Source organism: Acinetobacter legionensis, assembly GCF_057165765.1.
Window position 1 is genome coordinate 3,851,166 of the sequence record NZ_CM169896.1, and the last position, 12,622, is coordinate 3,863,787.

Annotated in this window: 11 protein-coding genes; 2 read left to right on the forward strand and 9 right to left on the reverse strand. The window is 39.5% G+C overall.

Going from position 1 to position 12,622, the window contains the following annotated elements; all coding sequences use genetic code 11:
* Nucleotides 1-151: 151 nt before the first annotated feature.
* A complete protein-coding gene (locus AC2G3J_RS17550) occupies nt 152-1,288 on the reverse strand; it encodes a glycerate kinase family protein (RefSeq protein WP_336952168.1) in 1,137 nt (378 codons plus the stop codon).
* Between the two features lie 99 nt (nt 1,289-1,387).
* On the opposite strand from AC2G3J_RS17550, the gene AC2G3J_RS17555 reads away from it, so the two are divergent.
* The gene (locus AC2G3J_RS17555; RefSeq protein ID WP_419359053.1) at nt 1,388-1,837 is read left to right on the forward strand and encodes a carboxymuconolactone decarboxylase family protein; all 450 of its coding nucleotides are present in this window, start codon (nt 1,388-1,390) and stop codon (nt 1,835-1,837) included.
* A 188-nt stretch (nt 1,838-2,025) separates the two neighbouring features.
* On the opposite strand, the gene AC2G3J_RS17560 is transcribed toward AC2G3J_RS17555, so the two are convergent.
* From AC2G3J_RS17560 to AC2G3J_RS17580, 5 genes are all read right to left on the reverse strand, one after another.
* Nucleotides 2,026-2,589: an HdeD family acid-resistance protein gene (locus tag AC2G3J_RS17560; RefSeq protein WP_336952580.1), complete on the reverse strand. Its 564-nt coding sequence runs from the start codon at nt 2,587-2,589 to the stop codon at nt 2,026-2,028.
* 136 nt (nt 2,590-2,725) lie between these two features.
* Entirely contained in the window at nt 2,726-3,484 is a 759-nt protein-coding gene (locus AC2G3J_RS17565) for a hypothetical protein (protein ID WP_336952169.1), read from the reverse strand.
* A gap of 70 nt (nt 3,485-3,554) precedes the next feature.
* Nucleotides 3,555-6,197 carry a type I DNA topoisomerase gene (gene topA / locus AC2G3J_RS17570; protein WP_419327063.1) on the reverse strand — a complete coding sequence of 881 codons (2,643 nt, stop codon included), beginning with the start codon at nt 6,195-6,197 and terminating at the stop codon, nt 3,555-3,557.
* 26 nt (nt 6,198-6,223) lie between these two features.
* The gene (locus AC2G3J_RS17575; RefSeq protein WP_419819653.1) at nt 6,224-6,673 is read right to left on the reverse strand and encodes an ammonium transporter; all 450 of its coding nucleotides are present in this window, start codon (nt 6,671-6,673) and stop codon (nt 6,224-6,226) included.
* A 106-nt stretch (nt 6,674-6,779) separates the two neighbouring features.
* On the reverse strand, nt 6,780-7,115 hold the full coding sequence (locus tag AC2G3J_RS17580; RefSeq protein WP_336952173.1) for a winged helix-turn-helix transcriptional regulator: 336 nt from the start codon (nt 7,113-7,115) through the stop codon (nt 6,780-6,782).
* A gap of 150 nt (nt 7,116-7,265) precedes the next feature.
* On the opposite strand from AC2G3J_RS17580, the gene AC2G3J_RS17585 reads away from it, so the two are divergent.
* Nucleotides 7,266-8,012: an SDR family oxidoreductase gene (locus tag AC2G3J_RS17585; RefSeq protein WP_483770375.1), complete on the forward strand. Its 747-nt coding sequence runs from the start codon at nt 7,266-7,268 to the stop codon at nt 8,010-8,012.
* A gap of 103 nt (nt 8,013-8,115) precedes the next feature.
* On the opposite strand, the gene AC2G3J_RS17590 is transcribed toward AC2G3J_RS17585, so the two are convergent.
* From AC2G3J_RS17590 to AC2G3J_RS17600, 3 genes are all read right to left on the reverse strand, one after another.
* The gene (locus AC2G3J_RS17590) at nt 8,116-9,153 is read right to left on the reverse strand and encodes a hypothetical protein (protein ID WP_419327074.1); all 1,038 of its coding nucleotides are present in this window, start codon (nt 9,151-9,153) and stop codon (nt 8,116-8,118) included.
* A 140-nt stretch (nt 9,154-9,293) separates the two neighbouring features.
* Nucleotides 9,294-11,033, reverse strand: coding sequence for an acetyl/propionyl/methylcrotonyl-CoA carboxylase subunit alpha (locus tag AC2G3J_RS17595; protein ID WP_483770376.1), 1,740 nt, complete (start codon nt 11,031-11,033; stop codon nt 9,294-9,296).
* 1 nt (nt 11,034) lies between these two features.
* A complete protein-coding gene (locus AC2G3J_RS17600) occupies nt 11,035-12,615 on the reverse strand; it encodes a 5-oxoprolinase subunit B/C family protein (RefSeq protein ID WP_336952177.1) in 1,581 nt (526 codons plus the stop codon).
* Nucleotides 12,616-12,622 lie beyond the last annotated feature (7 nt).

The window sequence follows — 12,622 nt, forward strand, 5'->3', positions numbered from 1 at the left end:
CAGAGCTATAGTGAAATTATGCATTTTAACCCAAGAATCAAGTCGTGAATTGACGCTTAAATCAGGACATAAAAATGAAGAAAAACTCAAGACAATAAAATTCCCCTATCTTTTGGAGAGATTAAAGAAAGGCTTCAACAATAAAAACAGCTTATAACCTTAACAACCGTGTCACATTTTCACTACAGCGTTCTAAATTTTGCTCACCGTGCTTTAATGCCGTGGCTAAATCACATGCACCATCAACAATACCAAAAATTGCGCTAAAGCCTTCTGCATAAAGCTCCTCGGCGCCTTCACCGATATGCCCTGCAAAAGCAATCACAGGTTTATTCAACTGCTTAGCAACTTGTGCTACCCCAAAAGGTGTTTTGCCAAACTTAGTTTGAAAATCAATCCCGCCCTCACCAGTAAACACATAATCTGCTTGGGCAATTTTTTCCTCAAGTTGGGTTTCTTTAATCACGATTTCTATACCAGAGCGTATTTTTGCTCCTGTAAAAGCCATAAGTCCGAAACCCAAACCGCCTGCAGCACCAGCACCCTGAATATTTGCCACATCCACATGCAATTGTTGTTTCACCAACATAGCAAAATGATCAAGATTTTGATCTAAGATCCCAACCATCTCAGCAGTTGCTCCTTTCTGTGGTGCAAAAATAAAAGAAGCACCATTTGGACCACATAATGGATTGTTTACATCACTGGCAATAATAATCTCAGTCGCTTTTAAACGCACATCGAGTTGTGAAAGATCAATGCTTTTGATCTGTTGAAGCTGCCCACCACCCACATCTACAGGATGGTTGTTTTCATCTAAAAATTTTGCCCCTAAAGCCTGTGCCATCCCAGCACCAGCATCATTGGTGACGCTCCCACCTAGACCAATAATGATTTTATCAACACCCAAATCTAAAGCGGCTTTAATCATTTCCCCTGTACCCAGAGTTGATGTCACCAAAGGATTACGTTGGGATTTTTCGATCAAATGAATACCATTTGCCATCGCCATTTCTATAACAGCCGTTTGACCGCCATCAATTAATCCCCAATAGGTGGATATTCGTTGCTGAACCAATGGACCAGTGACCTCAATATATACTTTACGACCACTTCGTGCAGCGACCAAAGCATCGACTGTTCCCTCACCACCATCTGCCATAGGTACATGAATAAACTGTGCATCAGCAATGACTTTTTCAATGCCACGTTGCATTGCAAAACAAGCTTGTTCGGCTGTCATACTTTCTTTAAATGAGTCAGGCGCAAGAACAAAAACTTTAGACATGAGCAAATGCATTTTGATGAGATTCAAAAATTAACATAACGATTTTTCGAGTATAGATAAACTAATAAATTCATAATTAAGACTAAAGAAATGACAACTATGCAACGTGTAAACCTTGGGAAGACCGCCCCAGAACTATATAAAACGGTCATCGAGCTTGAAAATTTATCTATGCAAAAAGTTCAGCAAGCTGGGCTTGATGTTGGATTCTCTCATTTGCTCAAATTAAGAGCCTCGCAAATTAACCAATGTGCTTTCTGTGTTCGTATGCATACCCAAGATGCAATTAAAGCGGGCGAGTCAACCGATCGTATTGCCTTGATTAGTGCTTGGCGTGAGAGTGAATACTTTACTGAAAAAGAACGTGCGGCCTTAGTTTTAATTGAAGAGATTACTTTAATTGCCAATCAACATTTTCCAGATAACGCTTATGAGCAAGCTGCACAGCATTTATCTAGTGATGAAATTACAGCGATTGAATGGATTGCGATTGTGATCAATACATGGAACCGTATCGCCATTTCTAGCCAGTATAAAGTTGCAAAGTAAGCTGCGTTTTAGCACTTTAATCAATTTATCTAGGCAACACTTCGCTTTTCAAGCGTGTTAATTAAGATAAGATTTAACTGAATACTGCTCTAGTTGCATAAATATTTACGCCAAAATGCAAAATGCCTGATGTCATTCATCAGGCATTTTATTAAAAGCGTATACGATTTCAAATATCAAGTGAAACCTTAATGACTCGCTGGAGGGATGTGTTTAATTGCTGCTGCGAAGGTAAGATAGTTCACTCCTTGGAATAAAATATCCACACCTAAAAATAATCCGAGTACCCAAAAAGGAGAATCAGGTGATGCCAAAATAATTGCGCCTGTTGCCAATGTTAAAAGCCCTGAAAATAATGTCCAACCCCATCCAGACATTGGTTTCAACATAAAAGCATTAAAAATACGAATAAAACCGCCAATCAATAAAGCAATTGCCAGTAAATTGGTTAATACCACTGCAGTGGTAATCGGAGATTTAAAGGCATAATAACCCGCTGCGATATACAACACACCAAACAACGCCCAAAGCCAACGGAAACCGCCATCAAAAATTTTAAATGCTGCAATCAGGTGTAAAGCCCCACCGATCATCATTAAAGCACCAAACAATGCAACAACTGTCAATGTTGCCATACTCAGTGAAGCCAATAGCACTAATCCAAAAATCACCAATAAAGCTCCAAGCAGAAGATACCATTTACGGTTTTCATGGAGTTGATGACGAACTAAATCATTTCCTACAGTACGCATATTCTTCTCTTGGTTGTTATTCATTGATTTTATTGTTGATCTAATTCAGTTGTTTGTCTGTATAAAATCTGCATCTATACGAAAATAAAGCTTTATTTGAGCAGAATCTTAGCGATAAATTGCACAGGTCTATATGCTACTTCACCCATCCCATTTCTTGTGCAGTGAGTCGACTGATCATAGTATCTGCTAGTTCTTCAGGTGTTTTGCTTTTACTTTCTGAAAGCGGAATATATCCACCCATGATTTCTGCACGTGGTTGCGGGTAGCGTGGTTGTTGCTCAGGATTTGCATAGCCTGTTGGATAGAGTGGCTGCCCTGTTTTAAAATCATATTTATCTTTGGCGCCAAAGGTATGTAACAACTCATGTACAAGAACAACCTTATTACTCGAACTTTGCTTTCGCGATGCAAATAGATTCACCGAGCCAATACGTCCTCGTTCCAATGCAGTGGAGTGCTTCAATACTTTCAGCAACTTCGGATCATAATAATTTAAATACAGGGTCACCGATGGTGAGCCATCTTCTCCTTGATGCTGTTTCCATGCATAAAATCTAAATTTTAAGCTCCACAGAACTGTATCCAATATACGGCCTGATTCTGGAAACTTAGGTGGCAAAGTATCTAATTCACGTCCAAGTTGAAAATGGAACGAAATCGGTTGTCCACGAAATACTTGAGACTGCAAACTTAAATAATGTTTAATTTCTTCAAGATCATCTGTTGAAATTTGCTGAATATAGACTGATGTGGAGCGTTGACCATCTGCATTAATTGGATGTAATAAAACAAAGATGGGCTTGCTCCAATCTTGGTTCATATCACGCCAAGCATTCACTGCAACAATCAGCAGAATGATCAGTAAAATACCAACTCGAATCTTTTTCCACATTGATTATATTCTCAATTTTTAATTGCAATAAAAATGCTGACCTAGGCCAGCATTTTTAAATATCTATGAATTAAGCTTCTACCCATTTCCCATCTTGGTAGACCAAAGACCATTTGGTTTGTTTACCTTCTGGGGTCTCTGAACCAATATATTGCGCTTGGTTTTTACGGCTAAACTTAACCAATGTTGGATTACCATCTGGATCTTGATCAGGTGCTTGCAAGATAAACTGATACTTAGGATCAAGTTGATCTGCAACTGAACGTAACTCCGCAACCTTCGGTGCACGTGTTTCGCGTACTTTAGGGAATTTGCTTGCAGCCAAGAATAACCCCGCTGCTCCATCACGTAGAACAAAGTAATCATCATGTTTGACTGAACGTAAATGTTCCATTTTGATTGGGTCGACACGAGGTGGCGCTGGCTGACCATTTTTCAGAACTTTACGGGTATTGTCACAACTCATACAAGCGAAATATGGACCAAAACGACCTGTTTTTAACTGCATCTCGCCATCACATTTATCACATGGAATGGTTGGACCATCATAACCCTTGATTTTGAACTCGCCTTCTTCCAGCTCGTAACCATCACAATCCGGGTTATTACCACAAATATGTAACTTGCGACCACCATCAATCACATAGCTGTCCATTGCCGTACCACATATTGGACAACGTTTTTTCGACATTAAGTCAGCAGTTTCAGCACTGTCATCATCAGAAAGTATAGCCAACGACTCAACTGGTGTTAAATTCAACGTCCCTTTACAGCGTTCTTTTGGTGGCAAGTTGTAGCCAGAACAACCAAGGAAGACACCCGTTGTACCAGTACGAATCTGCATCGGACGTTCACATTCTTTACAGTGAACAGCTTCAACTTCTACAGGTTGATTACGGCGCATACCGTTTTCACCCTGTGCTGTAGTTAAACGCTTTTTAAAATCACCGTAGAAACTATCTAACAGCTCTTTCCAATTACGTTCACCATCTGCAACTTTATCCAATTGACCTTCCAAATCTGCAGTAAATGCATAATTCATCAGGTTATTAAAATTCTCGTCTAGACGATCGGTAACAATTTCTCCCATCTTCTCTGCAAAAAGACGCCGATTGTCGAGTTTGACATAGCCACGATCTTGAATCGTAGAAATAATCGCAGCATAGGTAGATGGACGACCAATACCACGTTTTTCTAATTCTTTAACTAAAGATGCTTCAGTAAAACGTGCAGGGGGTTTAGTGAAATGTTGAGAAGGATCAAGTTTCTCAAGTTTTAGAATTTCACCCACTTTGACTGCTGGTAATAAAACATCATCATCAGACTTGTTCTGACCACGCACTTTGGTAAAACCATCAAAAACTAAAGTACGACCTTTGGCCTTGAGTTCTACACCATTGGCATCAACCAAAATCGTTGAGGATAAATACTCTGCTGGAGTCATTTGACATGCAACAAATTGACGCCAGATCAAATCATATAAACGTTGTGCATCACGCTCAACACCCGCCAAACTATCGCCTTTTAAGGCAACATTGGAAGGACGAATCGCTTCATGGGCTTCTTGCGCATTGGCTTTATTCCCATAACGATTTGCTTTAGCAGGTAAGTACTTTGCACCAAATTCAGTTTCAATATGATTACGCACCATACTGACAGCATCATCACTCAAGAATGTTGAGTCAGTACGCATATAAGTAATAAAACCAGCTTCATATAAGCGCTGTGCCAGCATCATGGTTTTCTTCACTGAGAAACCTAAGCGAGTACTAGCAGCTTGTTGCAAAGTTGACGTTATATAAGGCGCACTTGGATTGACCTTAGTTGGCTTATCTTCGCGTGTTGCAACTTTATATTCAGCATTTTTTAAAATTTTCAATAAAGCATCAGTTTGCGCTTTATTTTGTAATTTTAATGTTTTGCCAGCTTGCTTGACTGCTTCTAAACGAATTTCATCTTTTGCAGATTGGGTATCTGCAAAAACTTGCCAGTATTCTTCAGGAATAAAGGCACGAATCTCACGTTCACGCTCGACCACCAATTTTACCGCAACCGACTGTACACGCCCTGCAGAGAGGCCACGCGCAATCTTTTCCCACAGTAATGGTGAAACCATAAAGCCAACCACGCGGTCGAGAAAGCGACGAGCCTGTTGCGCATTCACACGGTTTAAATCTAGTCGTGTAGGTTGCTTAAATGCTTCTTGAATGGCATTTTTGGTAATCTCGTTAAAGACTACACGATGGTAACGGCTATCATCACCACCAATCACTTCTCTTAAATGCCAAGCAATCGCTTCCCCTTCTCTATCCAAATCCGTTGCGAGATAGATTTCATCTGCATCTTTGGCCAGTTTTTTCAGTTCAGCGACGACATGTTCTTTGCCTGGAAGCACTTCATATTTAGCTTTCCAGCCATGCTCAGGATCAACCCCCATACGATTGACTAAAGCGGATTGTGCCTTTTCAGCCTTCTGTTCATCCGTCAATTTGGTACGTGTTGCTGGTTTTTTTTCTGTCGATTTACTTGAACCACCTGTAGGCAAGTCACGAACATGACCTACCGAAGACTTCACAATGTAATTTGAGCCTAAATATTTATTAATCGTTTTCGCTTTTGCAGGCGACTCCACAATCACTAGTGCACGTTTTTTCCCAGCATCAGGAGAATTTGCTGTTGTGCTTTTGGATGTGGACCGAGGAGCGTTCGCCATAATAAACCACTGTTCCTATTATTAAGTTAAATTTCAGCCAATGTAAGTAAATATGCCTTCATATCATCAAGCTGTGTTGCTCTGAGGTCAGATTCTTCATCCCAATAAAGCCCTACACAGTTGGCCTGCATATCAATAGCATAAATCCCTTTTAATGCAATGGGAAAATCTTTAAATTTCTCATCACCGAGGACCACTTGAAGCTTTTGCTCTGCTACACGGGCGCGCATCAAAGCTAAGCGTGCATCTGGAATAAGTACACTATAATAAGCCACCATACTCGCACGAGACTCTGTTGCCATTGGGATTTTCGTCCACTCTGGTGCAGCCACTAAACGTGGGTGTAAGCCCATCTTACGTGCTTTCTCTCGCATTAAACCTAATGCTTTTTCTCTAGGGCTTACGCGTAAGCCAAAAATCGAGCCCAATACAAAAACAATAATAACGAGCGCAACCCAAAGACCAGTGTGTTCCATAGTTCACCTTTTAATTCCTATATTAGAGTTGCATAAGCTGAATATAAAACGCAAGTTTAAAATTAAAATTACCTGCAATTACTCATTTTGAGGTCAGTTTAATCTCTTATTTTTCATTCATATTTTTTTCATAAAACTCCATCCAGATTCCCAATGACTGAATAGAGTTTTCCAACGTTTGTCCCAATTCGGTGATTTGATATTCCACTCTAGGTGGTACTTCTGGGTAAATCTGCTTTGTTATAAGTTGGTATCGCTCAAGCAATTTTAAATGTTTCGATAGCTCTTTTTGGGGAATAGGCGCTAAAGCCTTTTGTAATTGGCTAAACCGAACAGGATGTTTTGCTTCAATAAGATGATAGACAATCGGCAACACCCATTTTCCTGAAAATAATGCAACAAATCGCATAATCGAACAATTTTGCTCATATTGCAGTGTCATTATTTTTCACCTTACATAAAGCTACATTTTATAGTATATGAGTTTAGTCTATTTCAAACCAAACAACGACTAAGTCACCAATTGGTAAGTACTTACTTTCGCAAATAAATTTCCACAATATAAGAGTCTTTAGACAATTTAGTGAACAATATGCGATTAAAGAATAAAACGGTTTTAATTACAGGTGCAACCAGTGGAATCGGTTTTGTAGCCGCACAACGAGCAATAGAAGAAGGTGCTTTTGTTGTATTTACAGGCAGAAATCAAGACCAAATTTTGCAAACACAAAATCAACTCGGTACGCAAAGCTTGGGCATCTCATGTGATCATTCCAATTTAGCATCTCAAGATAATTTCACTCAAAAAATACAAGAATTATCAATTAAATTCGATGTAATTTATATCAATGCTGGTAATGTCACACATGAGGCATTTGGTCAATGGACAACTGAACAATTCGATGTGATTTTCAACACCAATGTAAAAGGCCCATTTTTTCTTATTCAAAATTTGCTTTCAATGATCAATCCCCATGCCTCAGTCATTTTATGTGGTTCGACCAGTATTCATATTGCCTTAGAGAAAAGTAGCGTTTACGCCGCATCTAAAATCGCTTTACGCTCTTTAGCCAAAACATTATCTAGAGAGCTTTTAGCGCATCAAATACGTTTTAACTTACTCTCCCCAGGACCAACTTTAACACCAGCCCTTAACAAAGTCGCCAATACCCCCGCTAAGACCGAACAACTTAAAGTCAGTATTGAAAATCTGGTACCAATTAAAAGATTGGCAGATCCTATAGAAATCGCCAATGCCTTTATTTATCTTGCTTCAGATGAAGCTAAATTTATAGTGGGTAGCGAACTATTAATAGATGGAGGTGTCGCAAATTTATAAGAACGTACAGACTTATCAAAACAGGATCTATAACTCAATAAAAAAGCGTTTAACATTAAATCTAATCGCTTTTTTGTTTTGCTCTGATAACTTCAAGTTTGGTCTAATTTAAGTACATTTCATGACTATAAACAACTTCATGACCATTCCAGTAAATATAGCCTTTTTCAATCAACTCTTTAAGCAATAAACGAATATCTGACTTTGGAAACATTTGTTCCAATAAATCTCGTAACGCATAAATATCTTTAGGTTTATCTGTTTTTAGATCATTCAATTTATGGATGACTTCGATTTGTACAGGATCTATTTTTTCAAAGTTTTTAAATAAAACATTGTGTACCAAACTCACCGAATCTTGCTGATCAACTTCTTGTAAAACTCGATCCGAGTCCGCACATAATTTTTCTAAAAATTGATCAATTTTTTCAATTTTAATATTAGCTTGTGCTACGGATTCTGTCTCAGTTAGGTTTACTAAAACAGGAGATTCAATATCAAGAGCTGTCCATTGCTTCAACACTTTTTTACGGTAAGCAACTTGATCATCAAAGCGTTTGACAATTTTCAAATTGATTAACATTCCAACAAGATGTTGAGCTTTTTCTGGAACAATTTGCAAAATATTAACAATAGAATTTTTTAATTTCTCAATCGTATTTGGTTTGCCAGTCATTTCTCCCAAAGCATCACAATACTTCTTCACCATGATTAAATATGGCTTATTTTTAATCGCTTGTAGACTTGGTATTGAGTATTTGTTGCGTTGACGCTCTAGCGTCGACTGAACTTGAATAAAACTGCAATCAAGATCAGCACTACGCATTAGATCTAACAATAAGCGACAGCTTGGCACTGCAGAAATTACGTCAATCTTAATTTCAGGTTCTAATAATGCCAATAGTTGTCCCACCACAACTGCATATTCATATTCTTTTTCAGATGCATTCGGTACCTCTAAAATCACCACCTGGCCACTGCTCACCCAGCCTGAAAACTCAGTTAAGTCTTCTAGAGAGTACTGAAATTGCCCTGTGCAATTGAAAAGATAGAGTGTCGGGTAATGTTCAATAATCTCCCTCAGGATATTGGCTGTAGGCATATTATTTTCAAGATCGAGAAGAACAGCTTTATTCGGCATGGTCAAAAATTTTGCGACTGAACAGTGCCAAGCATTACAACTAGCTTTCAACAAAAGGTCAAATAAAATTGGAAATTTAATCCTAAACTCCCAATTCCACCTGATTTAAATTTATAAGTTTTAAATTTTAAAGATAAATATCATTGGATTGTTGCAATCACTTGATCTGCATAACAGGTTGCACCTACCTCTTTAAGCAATTGAATTAGACCATCTTGATGAGCCAAAACTTGAACTTCCATTTTCATTGCTTCCATAATTGCTACAACCTGCCCAGCACTTACGTGCTCGCCAGCTTGGACTTTCCAAGAAATGATTGCCCCATTAATGGGTGCTTGTACATCTTCAGGTTTAAGCGCTAACTCTGGTGTTTGCGTCTGTTGTAGATCAGCCTGAACTGCACCTTGAGCAAACATCCCTGCAGGTAACCCTAGACGATGTAATTTTCCATCTATTTCAATATAACTCAAAATCATAGGCTGTTGATGCTGAGGAATCGCACGTCGAGTTGATTTTAAGTCTTGTTTAAAGTCATTTTCAATCCAACGCGTATGTACTTTAAATTCGTCGATAAAATCAGGCTCATTCAGCACGGCTCGATGAAAATCTAAAACTGAAGCCACACCCTCAATTTTAAACTGCTTTAAAGCACGTTTTGCGCGGCGTATTGCGATTTCACGCGTTTCCCCCGTCACAATCAGCTTTGCCATTAAAGAATCGAAATGGCTGGAAACCAGAGAGCCTGTGCGCACGCCAGTATCGACACGCACACCATGACCAAAAGGTGCTTCAAATAAACTTAGTGTACCAAATGCTGGAATAAAACCACGGCTAGGGTCTTCTGCATTGATACGAAACTCAATGGCATGACCTTGTGCTTTAGGGGTTTCTTTGATCGATAACTCTTCGCCCAAAGCCACCTGAATTTGCTCAACCACCAAATCAACGCGCGCTGTTTCCTCCGTCACAGGATGTTCAACTTGCAACCGCGTATTGACTTCTAAAAATGATAGCGTCCCGTTTTGACTCAATAAATACTCGACTGTCCCTGCTCCAACATAATGAGCAGCCTGACAAATATTTTTTGCTGAAGTTAAAATCTCTTGGTAAATCTTGTCACTGATAAATGGTGCTGGAGATTCCTCAACTAATTTTTGATTACGACGCTGTAAAGAACAATCGCGTGTGCCTAAAACCACAACATTTCCATGTAAATCAGCAATAACTTGCGCTTCAACATGACGTGGATTATCTAAGTATTGCTCAACAAAACATTCACCTCGACCAAATGCAGCTTGTGCTTCACGTACAGCAGAGTCATAAAGTTCTTTCACTTCTTCAAGTTTCCAAACCACTTTTAAGCCACGTCCACCACCACCAAAGGCTGCTTTAATTGCAATTGGCAATCCATATTGTTTTGCAAAAGCTAAAGCCTCATCTGCATTGTTCAAAGGGTCTTGTGTGCCTTGTACCAATGGAGCACCTACTGAAGCAGCGATTTTACGTGCTTCAATTTTGTCACCCAACTTGGTAATTGCTTCAGGAGATGGACCCACCCACTTCAATCCTGCGTCAATCACGGCTTGTGCAAACTCAGCCCGTTCTGACAAAAAACCATAACCCGGATGCACCATCGTGGCTTTTGATTTTTTAGCAATATCAATAATGGCATCAATATTTAAATAGGTTTCTTTTGCAGTTGCCCCAACCAAACCCCACGCTTCATCTGCAAGTTCGACATGCAAACTGCCAATATCGTCATCTGCATACATCGCCACTGAAGCAATGTCCATATCCCGACAAGCATGGATAATACGCACAGCAATTTCACCACGATTGGCAATCAATAATTTTTCATTTACATATTTTTGCTGGTTCATCTTAGTTCTCGATATCTACAAATTCGGCGATTTTTCTAAATTTGATATGGCAATCCGCAGGTATTTGTGCCACCAAATCCCAATGATGCTTGGCAACCGAAGCAATCACAGGATAACCACCTGTTAATGGGTGATCATTCATAAACAATACAGGTTGACCATTGGGTGGAATCTGCAAAGCACCAATACATGTGCCTTCGCTTTCCAATTCATGGTGAATCTTACGTGTTAAGGGTGCTTTCCCAGATAAACGTAATCCCACTCGATTACTTTCATGAGTCACTAACCATGCTTGATTGCACAGTTTTTCAATACTGCTTTGCTCAAACCAATCCGTTCGAGGTCCCATCACAATATCAAGTTCAATCGTATCGCCAAGGGACGGGAGATTGGATTTTGGCACTTCGTTGATGCTGATATTGGATGGGACAACTTGACCTTGGTAAATGACATCACCCGTTTTTAAAGGGGCTGGACCAAGAATGGCTAAACTGTCAAAAGAACAGCTATTTAAAATGGGTTGAATATCCAAACCACCACGAACCGCAAGGTAATTGCGTAACCCTGCACTCGGCGTTTGAATTTGAAATTCATCTCCCTCATCCAGTGCAATCGCTTGATAACTGTCAAAATCTACTTTTTGACCATCTGCAAATTTCACATGGATATTGGAAATTGCACCTGCCACGCTAATGACAGCTGAATTTTGCATGACTGCTTTTAAACCACCATTGAGTACCTCAATCACAGGCGTATCCGTTGGATTCCCCACGATTCGATTGGCACAATGCATCGAAACCACATCCATCGCACCTGCTGTCCCCACACCGATATTGCTGTGCTGAAAACGTCCTTCATCTTGAATCGAAACTTGCAAGCCAGATGCCGTGATTTTAAATAAGGGGTGTTTTAAAGTTAAATCTTGTCGTGGCGTGATTTGCTTGGGCACATCCACAGATACAGGCCGATGAGTTATATCCTCAAAATGCACCCGCATTCCTGGTCGTAAAAGCGCAGGATTTTGACGCTCCAAATCCCACATTTTTTCTGACGTTGTTCCAATCAATTGCCAACCACCTGGACTATCTTTTGGGTAGATACCTGAGTATTGCCCAGCAAGTCCAAGTGAACCTGATGGAATTTTTTTACGCGGTGTCTTTAGACGAGGAACGTCTGTAAAGGGCAGATCAAGGCTACTCATATAAGCAAAACCTGGAGCAAAGCCAATAAAGGCAACGTCCCAAGTACTTTGATGATGTTTTAATATCAGATCGGCTATAGAGAGGCCTTGCAGTTCCGCCACTTGTACTAAATCTTCGCCATCGTAACGAATCGGAATAATCACTTCCTGCGTATTGCGATCAAAACCTGAATCAAGGTTTAACGTACCAATCAAAACACTCAAGGTTTTAAAGTCAGTCTTGATTTCGTTAAAACAAATTAAAATTGTTTTTGCAGCAGGAATTAAATCTTTGATTCCATTCAAGTGTAAATTTTGCAATTTACTGTATAACGCCAAAGTTTCTTCTAAACTAGAAAGCTCAATCAAGAAACTGTCGGAATTTACCGATAAAAATCGCATTTACTGA

Coding starts and splice junctions, on each gene's coding strand:
- AC2G3J_RS17590 (WP_419327074.1), bottom strand. CDS start 9,153: ATGCCGAATAAAGCTGTTCTTCTCGATCTTGAAAATAATATGCCTACA.
- AC2G3J_RS17550 (WP_336952168.1), bottom strand. CDS start 1,288: ATGTCTAAAGTTTTTGTTCTTGCGCCTGACTCATTTAAAGAAAGTATG.
- AC2G3J_RS17585 (WP_483770375.1), top strand. CDS start 7,266: ATGCGATTAAAGAATAAAACGGTTTTAATTACAGGTGCAACCAGTGGA.
- AC2G3J_RS17575 (WP_419819653.1), bottom strand. CDS start 6,673: ATGGAACACACTGGTCTTTGGGTTGCGCTCGTTATTATTGTTTTTGTA.
- topA (WP_419327063.1), bottom strand. CDS start 6,197: ATGGCGAACGCTCCTCGGTCCACATCCAAAAGCACAACAGCAAATTCT.
- AC2G3J_RS17555 (WP_419359053.1), top strand. CDS start 1,388: ATGCAACGTGTAAACCTTGGGAAGACCGCCCCAGAACTATATAAAACG.
- AC2G3J_RS17595 (WP_483770376.1), bottom strand. CDS start 11,033: ATGAACCAGCAAAAATATGTAAATGAAAAATTATTGATTGCCAATCGT.
- AC2G3J_RS17560 (WP_336952580.1), bottom strand. CDS start 2,589: ATGCGTACTGTAGGAAATGATTTAGTTCGTCATCAACTCCATGAAAAC.
- AC2G3J_RS17565 (WP_336952169.1), bottom strand. CDS start 3,484: ATGTGGAAAAAGATTCGAGTTGGTATTTTACTGATCATTCTGCTGATT.
- AC2G3J_RS17580 (WP_336952173.1), bottom strand. CDS start 7,115: ATGACACTGCAATATGAGCAAAATTGTTCGATTATGCGATTTGTTGCA.
- AC2G3J_RS17600 (WP_336952177.1), bottom strand. CDS start 12,615: ATGCGATTTTTATCGGTAAATTCCGACAGTTTCTTGATTGAGCTTTCT.